Below are 16,893 nucleotides of genomic sequence, written 5' to 3' on the forward strand. Positions count from 1 at the left end.
GTAAAAAAGTTGTTGAATTTAAGTTTTATATAAACCTAAGAGAAACCTGTAGTTGACAGCACAGATGTATTATACATTGTACTATAAACGCTGGAAATTAAAATAGTCTAAGTTGCGTAGTAGGATTGTCAATTTCATCCCAAGGTAAGGGCGGAATAGGCACATTATGCTGTTGTAATAGTTGGTGGAAGTAACGAGCATTATGAGGCGATCGCACTTCCATTGGACAATGAACAAAAAAGTAAATCTGCGTACCTTGACGCAAAGCGCGATCGCAAAAACTAACCCATTCTTTTAAATAACTCTGATTAAATTGCTGTTGAGGATGACTAATAAAGCGAATTAAAGTAAAGGGTGCAGTCACGCTAAAGTTTACAGGTAAGTTTGGTTTACGGCTTTCGCTGTGTAGCTGCGCGTCGTCTGGCGCATTATAAATAGGGCGAGAATCAAGCAAAACTCTACCGATTCCTAGCTTTTCTAAAATAGCTGTTAGCTTGTTATTATGAGGTTCTTTAAACCAATCAGGATGACGCACTTCTAAAGCAAGTGGTGCTTGATGCGCCCAAGCTTCAAGAAACGTTGTTAAATCAGTCAGTAATTCTGGACTATAACTAGGAGGAAGTTGAGCAAAAATTACTCCTAGGCGATCGCCTAACGTCTGCATTTGCTCTAAAAAGCTTAACGCGCCAGCAATAGAAGGTTGCAACAAACCTTGATGAGTTAATAGTTTGGGCAACTTTAAGCAAAACTTAAAACTTGGCGGAGTTTCTGCTATCCAGCGCTTTAAAGTATCTTGGTTGGGAATGGCGTAGAAAGTCGTGTTACCTTCAACCGTTGAAAAGACTTCGCTATACAATCGTAAAAATTCGCTGCTACGGCTTTTTGACGGATAAAAGTCTCCGACCCAACCTTTGTAAGACCAAACAGCACAACCGATGCGGAAATTCATGTCAAGTAATTCCATAATATTAAGAGAGACAAATTAGGAATATTGAACAAGTGTCACAAAATCAGTCTCCCCAACTACTACCCACTGGGGAAATTCAAAATTTGCCCCGATTAGCGTTTGAGAATTGGTTTGAGTATGCAATTCGAGCGCACCCCCATCATACAGATTATGCTGGAGTTGTTTGGCATGGCTCTTATCTAACTTGGATGGAAGAAGCAAGAGTAGAATGCTTGCGATCAATTGGGATAGAACTTGCTGATTTAGTTGCTTTGGGGTGCGATTTGCCCGTTGTAGAGCTTTCTATTCGTTATCATCGCCCAATTAAATTAGGAATGGCAGCGATCGTAAAAACTCGGATGGTAAATGTTAGTGGTGTAAAGATTAATTGGGATTATCAAATTCAATCCCCCAATTTTCAGGATTTATATGTGTCGGCGCAAGTAACTTTAGTCGCTATAGATCGAGAAAGAGGGAAAATTATGCGCCAATTACCCGAAGCAATGAAAGAAGCTTTAGCCCGATTAGCAGCAATAGGCGAAAAATAACCGTATGTCATCTCTAGAAAAACGCTTAGAAGCCTTCCGTCAACTACCCTTACGCGCTCAATTGTCTTTAATTAATTCCACCGCTAGTAATGAAGTTTTGAGCCAAAATCAGGAGTATTTGCAGAGTTTAAACCGCATCCATCAAGAGTGTTTACTCTCTGCAACTCCCGAACAAAAAACTGCTTACGATCGCTTTATCAAAAACGCGCCTAACTAAGTCCAGTAAAGAATACGGGCTTGAGGAAATCTCTTTTGAATCTCGCCTTCAAAGAAGCGCCGCAGTGCTTTCATAGTATCGGCGTTGTAAACATACTTTGTCCCACCAAATTTGTTACGCTTGACGCTGCGCTTTTCTTCGTCCAAATCTAGTTTGGTGTTGGGATACCAACTTAACAATACTTCTTTTGAGCCTGGAGTAAAACGGTGAGAAATTAATTCAAAAGTTAAATCGCAATCAAAATCAAGCGCCGCCGAAATTTCATCAAATAGTTGACTGTAGTGCAACTCCCAATCTTCACCCGGCATAATTGGGGCTATAACTATTCCTACAGGATAACCACCGCCACCAAGACTTGGCGGTAATGCCAATTTCCGCAATGCTGCAAGTCTTGCTGTCACCTTAGCTGTACCGCCCTCAAACCGCCCAGAAACAGGCGCAGCGTTGACACTTACTCGACAGCGCGTATGACCGTTGTGGGGCAAATCTAGTAAATTATCTACCGCGTCAAACTTAGAAACCCAACGCAGATAACCATCTTCCCGCGTGCCAAAGTAGCGGATGGCTTCAGCCAAACTCCCGGTTAAATGCTCAATTCCCAAGGGGTCAGTATAGCAACTAACTTCAAAGCTTTTAGCTTCCCCTGATTGCTCGTAATTAGCTAAATTTGCTAGTATCTGCGGCAAGTTGGCAAAGACGCGAATTACTGGCGGCCCTTGCAGACTCCCGGCTAAATAACAATACTGACAGTGGGCTGGGCAGCCTTCAGCGATGTGAAACTGCCAATCTGCCGAGGGGGGAATCGGACTAAGCTTGAAGGCGCTAGGAGGAGCCGTAACCACTGCTAAAGTACGTTTAGCAAGGTCGTAGGTTTCGCGGGGTGTTTCGCCCCGTAAGCCCGTTAAACGGTTGCGGGGTAACTCCTCAATAGGTAAATTAAAACTTTGTACCCGCTTGTAAAGCTGCTGTCCCCAGGGTTCATCTAAGGCTGCGGGAGTGAAGATAACGCGATCGGGCATCCACAATTTAGGTTGCGATGTCTCAGTAGTGGGAAGGTTTTGGGCTATAGTGCCTGACTTCATTTAAGTAAAAATGTATAGTGCAAATAAACTAGAGCGTAGAGACTCTATAAAGACGTTGCAATGCAACGTCTTTACAAAGCTTAGTTTTCTAAAACAGATCGGATACGTTGCTCTAATCGTTCTAAATCTAAACCGCCTTCATCACGAGCAATTCGCCTTACCGTTTTATTAACATTATTGAGGTCTAACAATAAGTCGTGGAGAATTTCTTGCTGCTGGCGTGATTGGGTAACCTCACGGGGTTCTTGCACTAAGTCGCGTACGATGGAGTCTTCAGCGCGAGATGCTACCACCGGGTCTGTTTGACCTTCTACTTGTACAAATGTCCTTCTACCTGGCCCTCTATCTTCTTCGATGGGAATGACGGCGGTAACTTGGTCGGAACGTACATACTTACCGAATCCTAAATGTACCAATACCGAGGACTGTATTCTCATTTAGCTATTGTTTTTCTCTTTGACTTATCTCTATTATCGAACATTTAAGAGCGAGCTAGAAGCTTTACACGCAACGGCTTTTGCTACTTTTTTGTAGGGTTTGCCGCTAAGTGTTTATACTGCTAATAATGATTAAAATGATGAGCCGGGTTGCTTGAGAAATTCTACTTCTGCGGGTGTATTTACCCGCCCCAGAATTTTGTTGCGATGGGGAAAGCGCCCAAAGCGTTCGATTACCGCCTTATGACGCAACGCATACTCGATAGTATTTGCACTAGCTGGGTGATTAGATAAAGTTGCAAATAGTTCAACGCACTGCTCTTGATCGGCAAGGTTTTCACTATGCTCAAAGGGCAAATAAATAAACCAGCGTTGTACGGGTAATAAAGCGCGATCGCACCCCCTTTCTACTGCACCCTGAGCAACAAACAGCGCCTTGGCATCTGTCGCAAAGCTTTTTGGCGTTCCGCGAAACATATTGCGCCCAAACTGATCTAATAACAAAACCAGCGTCAAACAGCCAAGAGGTGAATCTTGTAAGTAGTCTAATTCACCCCCGGCGGCTTGTTCGTAGTCTAATAGAAAGCGATCGCCTAACTCTCGGTCAAATTCTGGATTTTTGGTAAACCAAAATGATCGCTCTTTTCCGTAATCTTCCGACTCAGGAGTGCCAAACCAGAAGTCCAAAATCTCCTCTACTCGTGCCATGCTTAACGCAATGCCAAATTAGACTGTAAGGTTAAAGCTAAATCTGTATCAGTTTCGATTACTACTACATCAGCTTTTTTGTTGCGTAGTAATACTCCACCCAATGCACCCGCTCCCGTACCTAACAATATTTCCTCGGTAGCAATAGCGCGATCGCCTGTCAAAGCTCCTAAAGCGGCGGATGCTGCTGCACCTACGGCTGCACCTTTTAATATATTCCGTGTTTTAGAACCGCGACTAACGCTAGTTTGGCTAATTACTTGAGAGGTAGCATCAATGGACTGGCGGCGGTTATTTGTTATTAATGTTCTAGCTACAAATTGCGAACCATTGCTAGCAGGTTGCAGTTCGCCTTCAATGGTGCTTCCGGCGGGAATCAATATAGTACCGCTTCGATTAATAATGTTGCTGGCTACCGTCAAAGTTACTGCCATTGTCTCTTTAGGACTAACAACAATTTTCTCGGCTTTGCTGTAGCGCACGGGAATAGTTGTCCCCGAAGGAATAGTAATTTGGGTATTTGTGGTACTTGTGGTACTTCTTGACGACGATGGGAATAATTGAGCCGAAGCTGACGCATTGCTAAATATTGGCGCGCTTGTACCAGTTATAATTGCTAATGCCATGAGCGCGGCGGTTCCAGGTTTCCAATTAGCCATAAATACCTTCTTTCTTGAATAAACTGTTTTTTGCGTGATATTTAATCAGACATTTCGCTTGATAAAAGGTTCCTATTTATATCATTTCCTTGACATTTACATTGTTAATGATAGCGATCAAGACTGTTCAAATCCTAATACTCGCGCCTTTGTCTCCTGTACGGTACGCGGATCGGTTTGAAACGTAACCCAGCCTTCGCGCTTGGAGTGGCGAGGAAGAAAACCAATTTCTAATTGAGCGCTTTCTTGCTCTTTACCAGAATTTTCGAGTGTTACTTCAATTTGTACAGTTTCGGCAGTAGTATCACCGCTATTTGTGACTGAAACAGGGATGATAAAGTGGTTTGCTTGACTTTGCTGTTTGCCTAGTTCTAATTCAATATTGGCGGGGGTTTTAGCAGACGTTGCACCGTCGTAGACTAAATAACCCAACGTACAGAGTACGAGGACAAGACTTACCGCAAAAACTAGCCATTCTAACCAATTTTTTTGTATATTCATTGTAACAGTAGCCTCCCCGCCGAAGCGCCTAAATTAGCCGAAAGTCCTAATACTACGGTTTCTGATAAGCAAACGATCGCACCTGTATGATCAAAGCGCCCAAATATCCACAAAATCGCCGCCGAAACCACTAGCGCGATCGCATAAGTAACGATCGCGCCACCAAATATCGTTTTTATACCTCTACTCTTACTAAAACCCTGGGAACCGCTAAAATCACTGTAAAACAATATTAGCGAACCGAAAACCATTGATAGTATTGCCATTCCTACCAATTTTAAAGCTGTAGTTTGAGTAGCAATCAGGATAATTTCTTCAGTGGGTGCAACATTTGCCGCAAATAATACCGCTCCGCAAGTAGCGATCGCAAGTTGTCCTATTAAGTCACTATCTTCGCTTAAAAATGGCGTTGATTCCTGGGTTCCAGTATCGTCATTATCGTTACTACCGCCTAACTGAGACGTTCCCACAGAAACACCAATGGCGACAGTCATTGATTCAATAATTATTTTGCCTACAACTTCACTCCCCGGCATTTCGGTGGTAATTTGTCCTAGCAGCCAAAGCACGACGGCGGAAATTACCATCCCTATTCCCATTTCTTCCACCGAATCAACGGCTACTTCCAGGGGTGTAAAATCGCACCTCAGACCTGCATAACGGTTATAGCCTAGCAATAAAGTAAAAGTAGCTAAAACGTATAGTAGCAGGCGCAAAGGGTGCATGGTAAAACCTGCCCACCATACCTCCATTGTGTAAAGTAAGGGCAGGCTAAACATTACCCCCCCAGCAATCCCGCGTAAATATTCTTGAAGACTTCGCCCAATGGAGCGATCTTTTTGAGAGCGATTCATGACAAAACTTAGGTACAATTTATACCTTTATTTCATTATCAACCCTTAGTATCGCGTTCTTCATCCATCTGCTGAATTATTTACTTTTTTTAGTAAATAAGTCGGTAAACATCATCAACAAACCGCCACCAAAAATAGCGATCGCAAGTCCGGCGGTAATCAAGTCTAAAGTATTAGTTTCCATAGTTTAAAAATCCACCCCGCGTTTAAGTTCTACCCCAGTATCAGCATAATGTTTATGACAAAATACTTCTGAATGCACCCCGGCTAAATCAAAGTAAGCTGGGGGATTGTGACAGCGCCCAGTAATGACAATTTGTGTATCGCGGGGCTTACGGAGGAGAGATTGAAAAATTGGCGCTGGATCGAGCAATTCTAAGTCTACGGTAGGATTAAGCTCGTCTAAAATAATTGTCTTATATAAACCAGAAGAAATCGCTGCTCTCGCAATTTCCCAACCTCTTTCCGCTTCTACATAATCAAGCTCTTTTTGCTGTCCCCGCCAAACAATCGCATCTTGTCCGCAACGTTGATGATCGACTAAATCAGGGTAACTTTGTCTTAAAGCTGCGATCGCCGCATCTTCAGTATATCCCGTCCCACCTTTGAGCCATTGCATAATCAAGACGCGGTGCGATTTATCTTGACTGATACCTTTACCAATTGCTTGTAACGCCTTACCCAGAGCGCTTGTAGACTTACCTTTACCTGCGCCTGTATAGATTTCTATCCCGGTAATTCCTTGGGCGGCGGCGGTGGGGTGGTAGTGGGGTTTCATTTCAGAGTGCAAATCGGCAATCTCTAATAATTGCGGCGGTGCAGCCCTCCCTGTAGCAATAACTTCTAATTCCTCTGGTTTTGATTTTAGAACTTTGACAACTTCCTCAACCTCTAACAAACCCAAATCGAGCATGGGGTTGAGTTCATCTAAAACTACTACTGAATATAAACCACTGGCGATCGCACCTTTAGCCACATCCCAACCGCGAATTGCCTCTTGGCGGTCGAAACGGGTGATTTGTTCTTTAGTAAAAAATTCGGCTCTACCTGTGCGGACTTGATCGATTAAATGGGGAAAACCTCTTTGCAGAGCTTCAATTGCGCCATCTTCATCATAGGCACGTTCGGAGCCTTTGAGGAATTGCAAAAGCAAAACGCGGGTAGCAATATTACTATTAATCCCCAAACCAATAGAGCGTAAAACTACCCCTAAAGCCGCTTGAGACTTACCTTTGCCTGCACCATCATAAACGTGAATTTGACCTACAACCCGATGGGTTCGTAGTTGCGCCGTGCGAATACCAATACCGTTTCTTGTCATTGCTCTAGGAGGGATTGAATCAGCTTACAGCCTAACTAAAAATGAGTAGATGGATATAATGTAAATTAAAAATTGAAAAGCGCACATTGCCCTAGCTCTCCTTAAAAAGAGGGGAAAATAGTATGTAGATACTAACTTCTGCTTTTTACCTTATAAAATTTGCTGATGTTTGCCTTTGTTTTTAATATTTTGGCGCTGAATGGTTTTGCTCCACTCACCCAGGCAGATATTTGGCTGAGATTACTGTCAGTGCTGGTATTGATTGCTATCAATGCGTTTTTTGTGGCGGCGGAATTTTCCTTGGTTACCGTGAGGCGATCGCGCATTCATCAATTGGTAGAAGCTGGAGACGTGGAAGCGTATACTGTCCAAACTCTCCAAAAAAGTATTGATCGCTTATTATCAACTACTCAGTTGGGGATTACGCTTTCGAGCCTTGCTTTGGGATGGATTGGCGAAAGCACAATGGGAATTTTGGTAGCTTCAGGGATTGGAAACTTGCCCATAGAGCGAGGGATGCGGAACTTGATTGTTCACTCTATATCCGTTCCCAGCGCTTTTATATTAGTTGCTTATCTGCAAATAGTTTTAGGCGAATTGTGTCCCAAATCAGTGGCATTGCTTTATCCAGAGGAGTTATCGAGATTTTTGGCTCCTCCAGTAAAAGCGATCGCGCGTTTATTCAATCCATTAATTTGGGTAATCAATCATTCTACTCGTTGGCTGTTGCGCTTAGGGGGAATTAACTATAGTGGACAAGGTTGGAGAACCCCTGTATCGTCGCAAGAATTGCAGCTAATTATTGCTACCGAGCGCGAATCTACAGGCTTAAAAGCTAGAGCAAGAGAATTACTAAATAACGTATTTGAGTTTGGCGATGTCACCGCTTCAGAAGTGATGATTCAACGCAATCACATGGTATCTTTGCCAATTAACGGAACCTTTGAGTCGCTGCTAGAAGTAGTCACTGCTACCGGACATTCTCGCTATCCTGTAGTGGGCAAATCTTTAGATGATGTCTGCGGAATTATTGAATTTAAGGAATTGGCAACACCTTTAGTTACCGGAAAGCTGGCGCTAGAAACACCATTAAAATCCTGGGTGCGTCCAGTTAGGTTTGTACCAGAACACACGCCATTAAGCGAACTGTTGCCCATAATGCAACGCAGTCATCTATCGATGGTGATGATCGTAGACGAGTTTGGCGGTATTGTGGGTTTGGCAACTATCAAAGACTTGGTAGCGGAAATTATTGGCGATACTGGGGAGCCAGGAAGCGCTGAGGAACTGATGATCGAACGCTTGGATGAGCAAACTTATTTAGTCCAAGCGCAGATGAATTTAGAAGACCTTAATGAGCTATTAAAGTTAAGTTTGCCTTTGAAAAACGAGTATCAGACATTGGGGGGCTTTTTGCTATATCAGTTACAAAAAATTCCTCCCGTCGGGACAACTTTAACTTACGAGAACCTAGATTTTACAGTGATTTCCGTAGATGGGGCGCGTTTGCATCATATAAAAATGCGCCGTCGAACGTAAATGCTCTTACTTATTTATAAGCAATTGGATCGATTAATCCCAATTCAGCAAAAGCTTCTAGTCTCAACTTGCAAGAATCACACGCGCCGCAAGCTTTCTCGTTTCCTGCATAACACGACCAGGTTTTGTCCCAAGGTACGCCCAACTTGTTGCCAAGTTGGATAATTTCAGTCTTTTTTAAGTCAATTAGCGGTGCAACTATTTTAATTGATTCCCCTTCTCTACCTTGCTTTGTCCCTAATCTAAAAACTTCCTGCATTGCTTGAATATAATCCGGGCGACAATCGGGATACCCAGAGTAATCCAAGGCATTGACACCTATATAGACGCGCTCTGCACCGATGGTTTCGGCGTAAGCTAGGGCAAAGCTCAAAAATATCGTATTACGGGCGGGGACGTAGGTTACAGGGATATTCTCGCCCATTTGGGAAAGCGATCGCTCGACTGGTAAATCTATCTTGTCATCAGTAAGCGCCGATCCACCCCAAGAACGTAAATCAAAGCTAATTACTTTACCAACTACACCCGCAGCTTTGCAAAGCGCGATCGCACTATCTAATTCTCGTACTTGTCTTTGGTTGTAATCAAAAGATAAAGCATAACATTCATACCCGGAGGATTTGGCGCTGTAAAGTACCGTTGCTGAATCCAATCCACCAGACAATAAAACAACTACCTTCACGTTAGCAACACCTTCGGCATATAGATTTTTAGACTTCTATGCTAGATTAGTTTGCCTGGAAGTGCGAAGTGCGTTACTTATTATTGGTTTGAGCAAGAATTATATCTATTACTTTCAAATCTTCTTCAACAGAAGATTCACTAGGAACAACAAAAGCGTTTGGATCTTCTTCAATCCGTCTAATTTGTTCAACGATTACGTCCTGGCTCAAGTTATCCAACTGGCGATCACTAAGTTCTCTCAAGTCTCGTTCGTTGTTTGCCATATTCTTGTAACATCCTCTTTGATTACTACTTTACCCAATACTTGTTTATCAGTACCAAACACTAACAAAATTGCTCCAGTCCCTAACTCGTAACTGTAAGTCAAAGCTTGGAGATTTCTACTTTGCAGAGCGGATCTAACAGATAATAAGCCTTGCTCTTGTTTATCGGGCAAGCGATCAGGGATGTTCATCTAATTAAGTATATATCTGACTTGCGGTAACTATTTGCTCGCAAGTTAGTTCTAGTTGCCCAAAAGTAGGCGAAATAATCGGAGTATTTTCAGTAAATCTCTGTACTTGGTATTCACCGTCAATTAGTTGATATACCGACACTGTAGGCACTTTAGGATAGCCCAAATAGCTACGGGATGCGATCGCTAAGTAGTCAACAATCCAATACTCTGCAATCCCTAAACGCTGATATTCTGCTAATTTATCAATGTAATCGTCTTCCCAATTAGTTGAAACGACTTCTACCGCTAGTTGGATAGGCTTCGTTAGGGCTGCATAACCTGATACATTAGAGTTCCACTCGACTTCGCTAACTACACTAACATCGGGATTTCTGCCTTGTTCTCGTCCGTTACTGGTAGAAGTTCTGATCACTATAGTTTGATCGACAATATAGCTGAGATTATTGCGTCTAATTTCATCGTTGAAAGCAAATAATAATAGTCTTGCTACATTTTTATGCGCTCTGATTGGCTCCACTTTAACAATCTCCCCATCCACTAATTCAAAAATGCCATAACCATCGGGGTATTGCTGAAGAAACTCGGCAAAACTTAGCTTCTTGGCAGTAGTGGTAGTCATAAAAATTACCTTGGGCTTTGACAACGTTATTACTTGCAACCGTATCTCTAAACTAATTTATTTACAGGCAATGCACCCATAGCTCAATTAAATCAGCTAATGGACGGGAAAAAAACTGACACATTCTCACGCCCATAAATGCTGCTGGCAAAATAACACTAAAGATAGCGATCGCCTTTGTTGAAAAAATACATAATGCAGGAACTTCAACTAAACTTTGAAATCCTTTGTAAATAGAAGCATTATGCTAGTAGCTGGATGATTTAAAGGCTTAAGTGTTGATAATTGACCTTATACGCCATTTAGCGGCGCTTTTGTATTTTGGTTGTAGTTAAAAGATAAAGCGTAACATTCACGCCAGAGGGCTTGGCGCTATAAAGTACCGTTGCCGAATCTAAGCCGCCAGATAAAAGAACAACAGCCTCATCTCAAACACATCCTTAAAAATCGGCAAAAGTATTTTAAGCAAGAGCGATAGAGTAGGCGAATACAATTCGCCCTGTTGCTTCATTCCTTGGTACTAGCAAAGGTTTTAAACTCGATAGCATCGTGACTGCAAAACATTTTTACTTCTGAGGTGCGATCGCGCGATAATTGGCGTAACTGCGCTTGATTGAAATGTCTAGCCTCTCGGTCTACCTCCATCATCCACTGGTAAGCGCGCAAACCTGGCGTACAGTGGTATGGAGTCCCCATTTCCTGCCGATAAAAGTAAGCATCACCAGCATTAAGCAGCCAGCCCTCTGGTGTGTCGATGGCAACCCCAGCATGACCCCGCGTGTGACCAACTAGGGGAATGAGTAAAATTTCTGGTGGTAGACCTTCAAGGTCGCGTACAGCCTGGAACCCGAACCAAGGTTCGCCGCCAGCACTGTAATATTTCCAGCGTTCAACTTCATCCCACTGACCCGGACGATAGCGCCGACTGGCAATAAATCCGTGGCGATTTTGGGCTGCTTCCGCCTCAGATTGCATGATGTGTACGGTTGCTTCTGGGAAATCTTCAAGGCCGCCTGCATGGTCAAAATCGAGGTGAGTAAGCACAATATGGCGCACGTCACTTGGACTAAAACCCAACTGCTCAATTTGAGCAATTGCTGTATATTTGCGTTCAAACTGAATGCGATTGAAATGGATAAAAAATGGACTAAGACGCGAGTAAGGGTCTCGAACATCTTGCTGACCGAACCCCGTATCAACTAAAACTAGCCCCTGGTTTGTCTCAATCAGCAGGCAATGACATACAAGCTGGGCAGTCAGTCCGCGACTGAAGCCATCCATCAGCGCCCCACCAATGGGACACATACAACCGCAATTAAGATGATGAATACGCATAAATTTCCTCTTGTGCGTTGGCACTAAAATTTTCACGCATTCAAATTGTGATATACCTCTACTTTTTGGTATTAGTTTAAAGTTCCTATGTGAAGTTTTAAGATTACCCGTACCGAGTAAAAACACCTTTTTACTCATTCCCACTTCCCAGCAACGCCAAAATATCTAATGGACGGGCAAAAAACTGACACATTCTCTTGCCCACAAACGCTGCTGCCAAAATAACACTAAAGACAGCGATCGCCCTTGATAAAAAAATACATAATACAGGAACTTCAACTAAACTTTGAGATTCTTTATAAATATAAGCATTATGCTAGTAGCTGGATGATTTAAGGGCTTAAGTGTTGATAATTGACCGTATACGCCATTTAGCGGCGTTTTTGTACTTTGGTGGCTGAGGAAAGGAAAGGAGTGGAGAACAGCATATTCATGGCACAACAAAACAATCATGATAGGCGCAACCAGCCTCAACCAATTCGCATAGGCGTGATTGGAGTGGGGAATATGGGGCAACATCATACCCGCGTACTGAGTTTACTTAAAGATGTAGAGCTTGTTGGGGTTTCTGATATCAATGTTGAAAGAGGACTCGATACTGCTAGTAAGTACCGAGTCCGTTTTTTTGAAGATTACCGCGATTTGCTACCTCATGTAGATGCAGTATGTATTGCTGTTCCCACTTATTTACATCATTCTGTGGGCATGACTTGCTTGGAAGCTGGTATTCATATTTTGATCGAAAAACCGATCGCTGCTAGTATTGCCGAAGCTGAATCATTGGTAAATGCGGCGGCCCAAAGTGGGAGTATTTTACAAGTAGGTCATATTGAACGCTTTAATCCAGCTTTTCAAGAACTTTGCAAAGTCTTGAAAACTGAGCAATTGCTGGCTATAGAAGCTCATCGCATGAGTCCCTACTCCGATCGCGCTAATGATGTATCGGTAGTATTAGATTTAATGATTCATGATATCGATTTATTACTAGAATTAGCCAATTCCCCCGTAGTTAAGTTGACAGCAAGCGGTAGCCGCGCCTGTGCTACAGAACCAAGTAATTTTTCGGCAAATACTAAGCCTCGCCCTTATTTAGACTATGTGACGGCTACCTTGGGCTTTGCTAATGGGATCGTGGCAACTCTGACGGCGAGTAAAGTTACTCATTGCAAAATCCGCCGCATTGCCGCACATTGCAAAAACTCGCTGACGGAAGCAGATTTTCTCAATAATGAAATTCTCATCCATCGGCAAACAACCGCTAATTGCATAACAGATTACGGTCAAGTGCTTTATCGTCAAGATGGTTTGATTGAAAAAGTGCATACCAGCAATATAGAACCACTCCATGCAGAACTTGAGCATTTTGTCAACTGTGTAAGGGGTGGAAATCAGCCGTCAGTAGGTGGAGAACAAGCATTAAAAGCGTTGAGATTAGCGAGTTTAATCGAACAGATGGCTTTAGATGGTCGTGCTTGGAACCAATCGGGAATTGATATCAATGTTCCTAGTTGTGACATCGTTAATGTGTAGAAGCGATTAGAATTAAGGCGACGGATTAGAACACTACTAAAGGAGACTAGCCTGATGTCTGACTTGAATCGGGGAATTATGAAATTTAAAGGCGCAGATACCCCAAAAGCAGTGACGATTTCTACCGTACTGATTTTAGGAGCGATCGCAGCTTTAATTATTTGGGCATTAAAATCGGCTTACGCAGTTAATTGATGTCGATACTTTTACGTTAAAAAACCTGCCAATTGGTAGGTTTTTTGAGTTGAGTAGGAATATATCGCAAGAGATCCCCCCCAACCCACGTCAACAAAGCGGTCAGGTTCAGCTACACCGCTTTTTGACTCCCCTTAAAAAGGGGGAGAATATGAGAGTAGTTAACAGCCGTAGCAATAGATTTTTTGGGTTTCTAACTGGTTGCAAATGGCGGATGGTAATTCGTCTGTACTCAACACCTGGCGATCTAATTTAACTTGCAAGCTAGTTAAAGGATCGACTCCAGGAGAAACTAAAAACTCTAGCTTTTCTAAAAATGTCCAACTTGCGAGATTATCTAGAATTTGAGAAATTGCTTTTACATAAGGGTGATCGGGGTTTTTATACCAATCTATCGCCGCAACTTGCGCTTGATCCAAGCCTAGATGTACAGTTATTGAAGGTTCGCTGAATAAAGCGATCGCAACGGGTCTTGCTTCTTCCTGCAATAATAGATCGGACGATCGCGCTAGGTTGCGTAATTTCTCTAAGCGATCGTAGCGCTCGGTTACAGATAATGGCTCATCTTTCCAGTGCAAACCGACCGTAACTAAGTAAGTCTGCAACAGCATATGACCTAGTTTTTCAGCCTTTGTAGCCAAATAGGTAGAGTTATAATCGGTCGCTTCAATGAGTAATGGTAATCGGTCAGTCACTTCTAAACCGTAGCCTCTCAACCCGGCAATTTTGCGAGGATTGTTAGTAATTAAGCGAATTCTCTCTACGCCCAAATCGTTTAAAATTTGCGCTCCTACACCATAATTACGCAAATCGGCAGGAAAACCCAATCGTTCGTTAGCTTCCACCGTATCTAAACCCATATCTTGCAAAGAGTAGGCTTTTAGCTTATTAATTAGCCCAATTCCGCGCCCTTCTTGCTTTAAATAAACTACAACGCCAAGTCCTGCATTTTCAATCATTTTCAAAGCTGCTTGCAACTGCATTCGACAATCGCAGCGCAAAGAACCCAGAGCATCCCCTGTCAAGCATTCCGAGTGCATCCGCACCATGACAGTTTTGTCAGCAAAGTCTGCAAGTTCACCTTTAACGACGGCTACGTGTTCGGAATCATCCAGCGTATTGCGATAACCGTAAATATTAAACTCTCCAAATTGCGTTGGTAATTTTGTTACCGTTTCACGACGGACAAAGCGCTCGTATTTGAGACGATAACTAATCAAGTCTGCAATACTAATAATTTTTAATTTATGAACTTTGGCATACGCAACTAATTGCGGTAAACGTGCCATTGAGCCATCAGAGTTTTGAATTTCACAAATTACCCCGGCGGGGTACAACCCTGCTAACTGCGGCAAATCGACCCCAGCCTCGGTATGTCCAGCCCTTTTTAGCACTCCTCCCGATCGCGCTCGGAGAGGGAAAATATGACCTGGGCGGTGTAAATCTTTTGGTTTTGTATGAGGATTAATTGTAACTTGAATCGTCCGGGCGCGATCATCAGCAGATATGCCTGTAGTTACGCCCAAGGCTGGGGAAGCATCAATACTGACGGTAAAAGCTGTTTGATTAGTATCGGTGGTATTAGTCACCATTAAAGGCAAATCTAGCTCGTCTAACCTTTCGCCAGTCATAGCTAAACAAATCAATCCCCGCGCCTCTACTGCCATAAAATTAATTGTATCGGGCGTAGCGAACTGAGCAGCACAAATTAAGTCTCCTTCATTTTCCCGGCTCTCATCATCCACTACTACCAACATTCGCCCGGCTTTGAGATCGGCTAAAGCATCCTCGATTGAATCAAATTGAAATGGTTGTTTTAAAGCAGTTGTAGGCTGTTGCACAGAGTATTACAAATAAAGTAAGTTGTAAAGTTTCTTGAAGCTTAGATTAATTTGATTGTAGCCTGTTTCTAATAGGGCGAGATTCCCGGCTAGTTTAAGGAGATAATGCGATCGCATTCCTACAATTGCACATATTTACTCGAAACCTTGCACATAAAAACACAACCTGATATAGAATTTGGCAAAAGTTGAATTTTTTTAGTGAAAACTCCTAAAGGTTAATAATTATGGGTGATATAAGGCGCGTATCGGTTGGCATTGTGGGCGCGTCAGGTTATGGAGGGGTGCAGCTAGTGAGGCTGTTGATGGATCACCCAGAGTTAGAGCTTACCTATTTAGGCGGTGAAAGTAGTGCGGGTAAGTCTTTTGCCGATTTGTATCCACATTTAGGGCATCTTGTCAAGCGCAAAATTGAGGCAGTAGATCCTGTAGAAATTGCCGAACGTTGTGAAGTAGTATTTTTATCATTGCCAAATGGGCTTGCGTGTCAAATAGCGCCGACATTGATAGAAAAAGGTTGTAAAGTGCTGGATTTGTCAGCAGATTATCGGTTTACAAACTTAGATACTTATACATCTTGGTATGGGAAAGAGAGAAGCGATGGTGCGATCGCAGATAAAGCAGTCTATGGTTTACCAGAATTATACAGAAGTCGCATTGCTGAAAGTCAACTAATTGGTTGTGCGGGGTGCTATCCTACAGCGAGTTTATTGGCACTTTCACCCTTACTCAAACAAGGATTAATCGTGCCAGAAACAGCGATTATCGATGCCAAATCCGGCACTTCTGGGGGTGGTAGACAAGCAAAAACTGGGATGTTGTTAGCCGAGGCTGATAACTCAATAGGAGCTTATGGCGTAGCGCGTCATCGACATACCCCAGAAATCGAGCAAGTTTGCAGTGATTTAGCTGGAAAAGAGGTAACGATTCAATTTACACCGCATTTAATGCCAATGGTGCGGGGAATATTAGCAACAGTGTATGCAACATTAAGAGATCCAGGATTAGTAAGAGAAGACTTGCTGACAATTTACACAGCATTTTATCGTAACTCCCCTTGGGTGACAATCTGCGAAAGCGGCGTATATCCACAAACTAAATGGGCGTGTGGCAGCAACCTATGCTACATAGGCATTGAAGTAGATCCACGTACAGGGAGAGCGATCGTCATGTCCGCCATTGACAATTTAATCAAAGGACAAGCAGGGCAAGCGATTCAGTGCTTAAACATTATGATGGGCTGGGATGAAACCTTAGGACTACCCAAACTAGGATTTTACCCCTAGTTTGAGGATAGAAAGCTTGAACTACAAAGCATTTAGCTTAATTTACTTACAACAGGTGTATTGCCAGGAAATACCGGGTTTACCCAAAGACCCTTTTGCAGGGGGTTTGGGGGAGGTAAGCCGTCCCCCAATGG

General features: G+C 42.9%; 20 protein-coding genes and 1 pseudogene. 6 read left to right on the top strand and 15 right to left on the bottom strand.

What is annotated here, in order from left to right:
* Window positions 1-97: 97 nt before the first annotated feature.
* Window positions 98-964 (bottom strand): DUF72 domain-containing protein, encoded by an 867-nt coding sequence (locus C7B70_RS06135; RefSeq protein ID WP_233220833.1) that lies wholly within the window; start codon window positions 962-964, stop codon window positions 98-100.
* Between the two features lie 35 nt (window positions 965-999).
* Between C7B70_RS06135 and C7B70_RS06140 the strand changes: the two genes are divergently transcribed.
* On the top strand, window positions 1,000-1,494 hold the full coding sequence (locus C7B70_RS06140; protein ID WP_106368176.1) for a thioesterase family protein: 495 nt from the start codon (window positions 1,000-1,002) through the stop codon (window positions 1,492-1,494).
* A gap of 4 nt (window positions 1,495-1,498) precedes the next feature.
* Window positions 1,499-1,711: a hypothetical protein gene (locus C7B70_RS06145; protein ID WP_106368177.1), complete on the top strand. Its 213-nt coding sequence runs from the start codon at window positions 1,499-1,501 to the stop codon at window positions 1,709-1,711.
* On the opposite strand, the gene C7B70_RS06150 is transcribed toward C7B70_RS06145, so the two are convergent.
* From C7B70_RS06150 to C7B70_RS06180, 7 genes are all read right to left on the bottom strand, one after another.
* A complete protein-coding gene (locus C7B70_RS06150) occupies window positions 1,708-2,793 on the bottom strand; it encodes a spore photoproduct lyase family protein (protein WP_106368178.1) in 1,086 nt (361 codons plus the stop codon). The genes C7B70_RS06145 and C7B70_RS06150 overlap by 4 nt on opposite strands.
* Window positions 2,794-2,873: 80 nt before the next feature.
* The gene (locus C7B70_RS06155) at window positions 2,874-3,230 is read right to left on the bottom strand and encodes a hypothetical protein (RefSeq protein ID WP_106368179.1); all 357 of its coding nucleotides are present in this window, start codon (window positions 3,228-3,230) and stop codon (window positions 2,874-2,876) included.
* Between the two features lie 132 nt (window positions 3,231-3,362).
* Window positions 3,363-3,938, bottom strand: a complete 576-nt coding sequence (locus tag C7B70_RS06160; protein WP_106368180.1) for a DUF924 family protein — start codon at window positions 3,936-3,938, stop codon at window positions 3,363-3,365.
* A 2-nt stretch (window positions 3,939-3,940) separates the two neighbouring features.
* Complete coding sequence (locus C7B70_RS06165; RefSeq protein WP_106368181.1) at window positions 3,941-4,597, bottom strand: hypothetical protein; 657 nt, start codon at window positions 4,595-4,597, stop codon at window positions 3,941-3,943.
* Between the two features lie 117 nt (window positions 4,598-4,714).
* Window positions 4,715-5,098 carry a hypothetical protein gene (locus tag C7B70_RS06170; RefSeq protein WP_106368182.1) on the bottom strand — a complete coding sequence of 128 codons (384 nt, stop codon included), beginning with the start codon at window positions 5,096-5,098 and terminating at the stop codon, window positions 4,715-4,717.
* On the bottom strand, window positions 5,095-5,952 hold the full coding sequence (locus tag C7B70_RS06175; protein ID WP_106368183.1) for a TIGR02587 family membrane protein: 858 nt from the start codon (window positions 5,950-5,952) through the stop codon (window positions 5,095-5,097). The genes C7B70_RS06170 and C7B70_RS06175 overlap by 4 nt, the downstream gene beginning before the upstream one ends.
* Before the next feature lie 187 nt (window positions 5,953-6,139).
* Window positions 6,140-7,273, bottom strand: a complete 1,134-nt coding sequence (locus tag C7B70_RS06180) for a cob(I)yrinic acid a,c-diamide adenosyltransferase (protein WP_106368184.1) — start codon at window positions 7,271-7,273, stop codon at window positions 6,140-6,142.
* A gap of 165 nt (window positions 7,274-7,438) precedes the next feature.
* Between C7B70_RS06180 and C7B70_RS06185 the strand changes: the two genes are divergently transcribed.
* The gene (locus C7B70_RS06185; RefSeq protein ID WP_106368185.1) at window positions 7,439-8,812 is read left to right on the top strand and encodes a hemolysin family protein; all 1,374 of its coding nucleotides are present in this window, start codon (window positions 7,439-7,441) and stop codon (window positions 8,810-8,812) included.
* Window positions 8,813-8,822: 10 nt separating this feature from the next.
* Here C7B70_RS06185 and queC read toward each other — a convergent pair whose 3' ends face one another.
* The 6 genes and pseudogenes from queC to C7B70_RS06210 form a co-directional block, all read right to left on the bottom strand.
* Complete coding sequence (queC, locus tag C7B70_RS06190) at window positions 8,823-9,494, bottom strand: 7-cyano-7-deazaguanine synthase QueC (protein ID WP_106368186.1); 672 nt, start codon at window positions 9,492-9,494, stop codon at window positions 8,823-8,825.
* 73 nt (window positions 9,495-9,567) lie between these two features.
* Complete coding sequence (locus C7B70_RS25865) at window positions 9,568-9,759, bottom strand: hypothetical protein (protein ID WP_146134013.1); 192 nt, start codon at window positions 9,757-9,759, stop codon at window positions 9,568-9,570.
* Entirely contained in the window at window positions 9,735-9,950 is a 216-nt protein-coding gene (locus C7B70_RS06195; protein WP_106368187.1) for a hypothetical protein, read from the bottom strand. Before C7B70_RS06195 ends, C7B70_RS25865 begins: the two co-directional genes overlap by 25 nt.
* Before the next feature lie 4 nt (window positions 9,951-9,954).
* Window positions 9,955-10,572 (bottom strand): Uma2 family endonuclease, encoded by a 618-nt coding sequence (locus tag C7B70_RS06200; protein ID WP_106368188.1) that lies wholly within the window; start codon window positions 10,570-10,572, stop codon window positions 9,955-9,957.
* Between the two features lie 302 nt (window positions 10,573-10,874).
* Window positions 10,875-10,958: pseudogene (locus tag C7B70_RS28695) on the bottom strand (hypothetical protein); the annotation flags it as partial.
* Window positions 10,959-11,079: 121 nt separating this feature from the next.
* On the bottom strand, window positions 11,080-11,907 hold the full coding sequence (locus C7B70_RS06210; protein ID WP_106368189.1) for an MBL fold metallo-hydrolase: 828 nt from the start codon (window positions 11,905-11,907) through the stop codon (window positions 11,080-11,082).
* A gap of 432 nt (window positions 11,908-12,339) precedes the next feature.
* On the opposite strand from C7B70_RS06210, the gene C7B70_RS06215 reads away from it, so the two are divergent.
* Window positions 12,340-13,437 (top strand): Gfo/Idh/MocA family protein, encoded by a 1,098-nt coding sequence (locus C7B70_RS06215; RefSeq protein WP_106368190.1) that lies wholly within the window; start codon window positions 12,340-12,342, stop codon window positions 13,435-13,437.
* A 54-nt stretch (window positions 13,438-13,491) separates the two neighbouring features.
* On the top strand, window positions 13,492-13,632 hold the full coding sequence (locus tag C7B70_RS26885) for a hypothetical protein (protein ID WP_199192091.1): 141 nt from the start codon (window positions 13,492-13,494) through the stop codon (window positions 13,630-13,632).
* Between the two features lie 161 nt (window positions 13,633-13,793).
* Here C7B70_RS26885 and ribBA read toward each other — a convergent pair whose 3' ends face one another.
* The gene (gene ribBA / locus C7B70_RS06220; RefSeq protein ID WP_106368191.1) at window positions 13,794-15,473 is read right to left on the bottom strand and encodes a bifunctional 3,4-dihydroxy-2-butanone-4-phosphate synthase/GTP cyclohydrolase II; all 1,680 of its coding nucleotides are present in this window, start codon (window positions 15,471-15,473) and stop codon (window positions 13,794-13,796) included.
* A 227-nt stretch (window positions 15,474-15,700) separates the two neighbouring features.
* Here ribBA and argC point away from each other — a divergent pair, with 227 nt between their 5' ends.
* Window positions 15,701-16,759 (top strand): N-acetyl-gamma-glutamyl-phosphate reductase, encoded by a 1,059-nt coding sequence (gene argC / locus C7B70_RS06225; RefSeq protein WP_106368192.1) that lies wholly within the window; start codon window positions 15,701-15,703, stop codon window positions 16,757-16,759.
* Window positions 16,760-16,893: the final 134 nt, after the last annotated feature.

Origin of the sequence: Chlorogloea sp. CCALA 695 (assembly GCF_003003885.1) — a bacterium.
Classification (GTDB): Bacteria; Cyanobacteriota; Cyanobacteriia; order Cyanobacteriales; family Chroococcidiopsidaceae; genus Aliterella.

Bases quoted from the DNA above. Each gene is read 5' to 3' on its own strand.
- C7B70_RS06135 (WP_233220833.1), bottom strand. From the start codon at position 964: ATGGAATTACTTGACATGAATTTCCGCATCGGTTGTGCTGTTTGGTCT.
- C7B70_RS06145 (WP_106368177.1), top strand. From the start codon at position 1,499: ATGTCATCTCTAGAAAAACGCTTAGAAGCCTTCCGTCAACTACCCTTA.
- C7B70_RS06150 (WP_106368178.1), bottom strand. From the start codon at position 2,793: ATGAAGTCAGGCACTATAGCCCAAAACCTTCCCACTACTGAGACATCG.
- C7B70_RS06155 (WP_106368179.1), bottom strand. From the start codon at position 3,230: ATGAGAATACAGTCCTCGGTATTGGTACATTTAGGATTCGGTAAGTAT.
- C7B70_RS06160 (WP_106368180.1), bottom strand. From the start codon at position 3,938: ATGGCACGAGTAGAGGAGATTTTGGACTTCTGGTTTGGCACTCCTGAG.
- C7B70_RS06165 (WP_106368181.1), bottom strand. From the start codon at position 4,597: ATGGCTAATTGGAAACCTGGAACCGCCGCGCTCATGGCATTAGCAATT.
- C7B70_RS06170 (WP_106368182.1), bottom strand. From the start codon at position 5,098: ATGAATATACAAAAAAATTGGTTAGAATGGCTAGTTTTTGCGGTAAGT.
- C7B70_RS06175 (WP_106368183.1), bottom strand. From the start codon at position 5,952: ATGAATCGCTCTCAAAAAGATCGCTCCATTGGGCGAAGTCTTCAAGAA.
- C7B70_RS06180 (WP_106368184.1), bottom strand. From the start codon at position 7,273: ATGACAAGAAACGGTATTGGTATTCGCACGGCGCAACTACGAACCCAT.
- C7B70_RS06185 (WP_106368185.1), top strand. From the start codon at position 7,439: ATGTTTGCCTTTGTTTTTAATATTTTGGCGCTGAATGGTTTTGCTCCA.
- C7B70_RS25865 (WP_146134013.1), bottom strand. From the start codon at position 9,759: ATGGCAAACAACGAACGAGACTTGAGAGAACTTAGTGATCGCCAGTTG.
- C7B70_RS06195 (WP_106368187.1), bottom strand. From the start codon at position 9,950: ATGAACATCCCTGATCGCTTGCCCGATAAACAAGAGCAAGGCTTATTA.
- C7B70_RS06200 (WP_106368188.1), bottom strand. From the start codon at position 10,572: ATGACTACCACTACTGCCAAGAAGCTAAGTTTTGCCGAGTTTCTTCAG.
- C7B70_RS06210 (WP_106368189.1), bottom strand. From the start codon at position 11,907: ATGCGTATTCATCATCTTAATTGCGGTTGTATGTGTCCCATTGGTGGG.
- C7B70_RS06215 (WP_106368190.1), top strand. From the start codon at position 12,340: ATGGCACAACAAAACAATCATGATAGGCGCAACCAGCCTCAACCAATT.
- C7B70_RS26885 (WP_199192091.1), top strand. From the start codon at position 13,492: ATGTCTGACTTGAATCGGGGAATTATGAAATTTAAAGGCGCAGATACC.
- argC (WP_106368192.1), top strand. From the start codon at position 15,701: ATGGGTGATATAAGGCGCGTATCGGTTGGCATTGTGGGCGCGTCAGGT.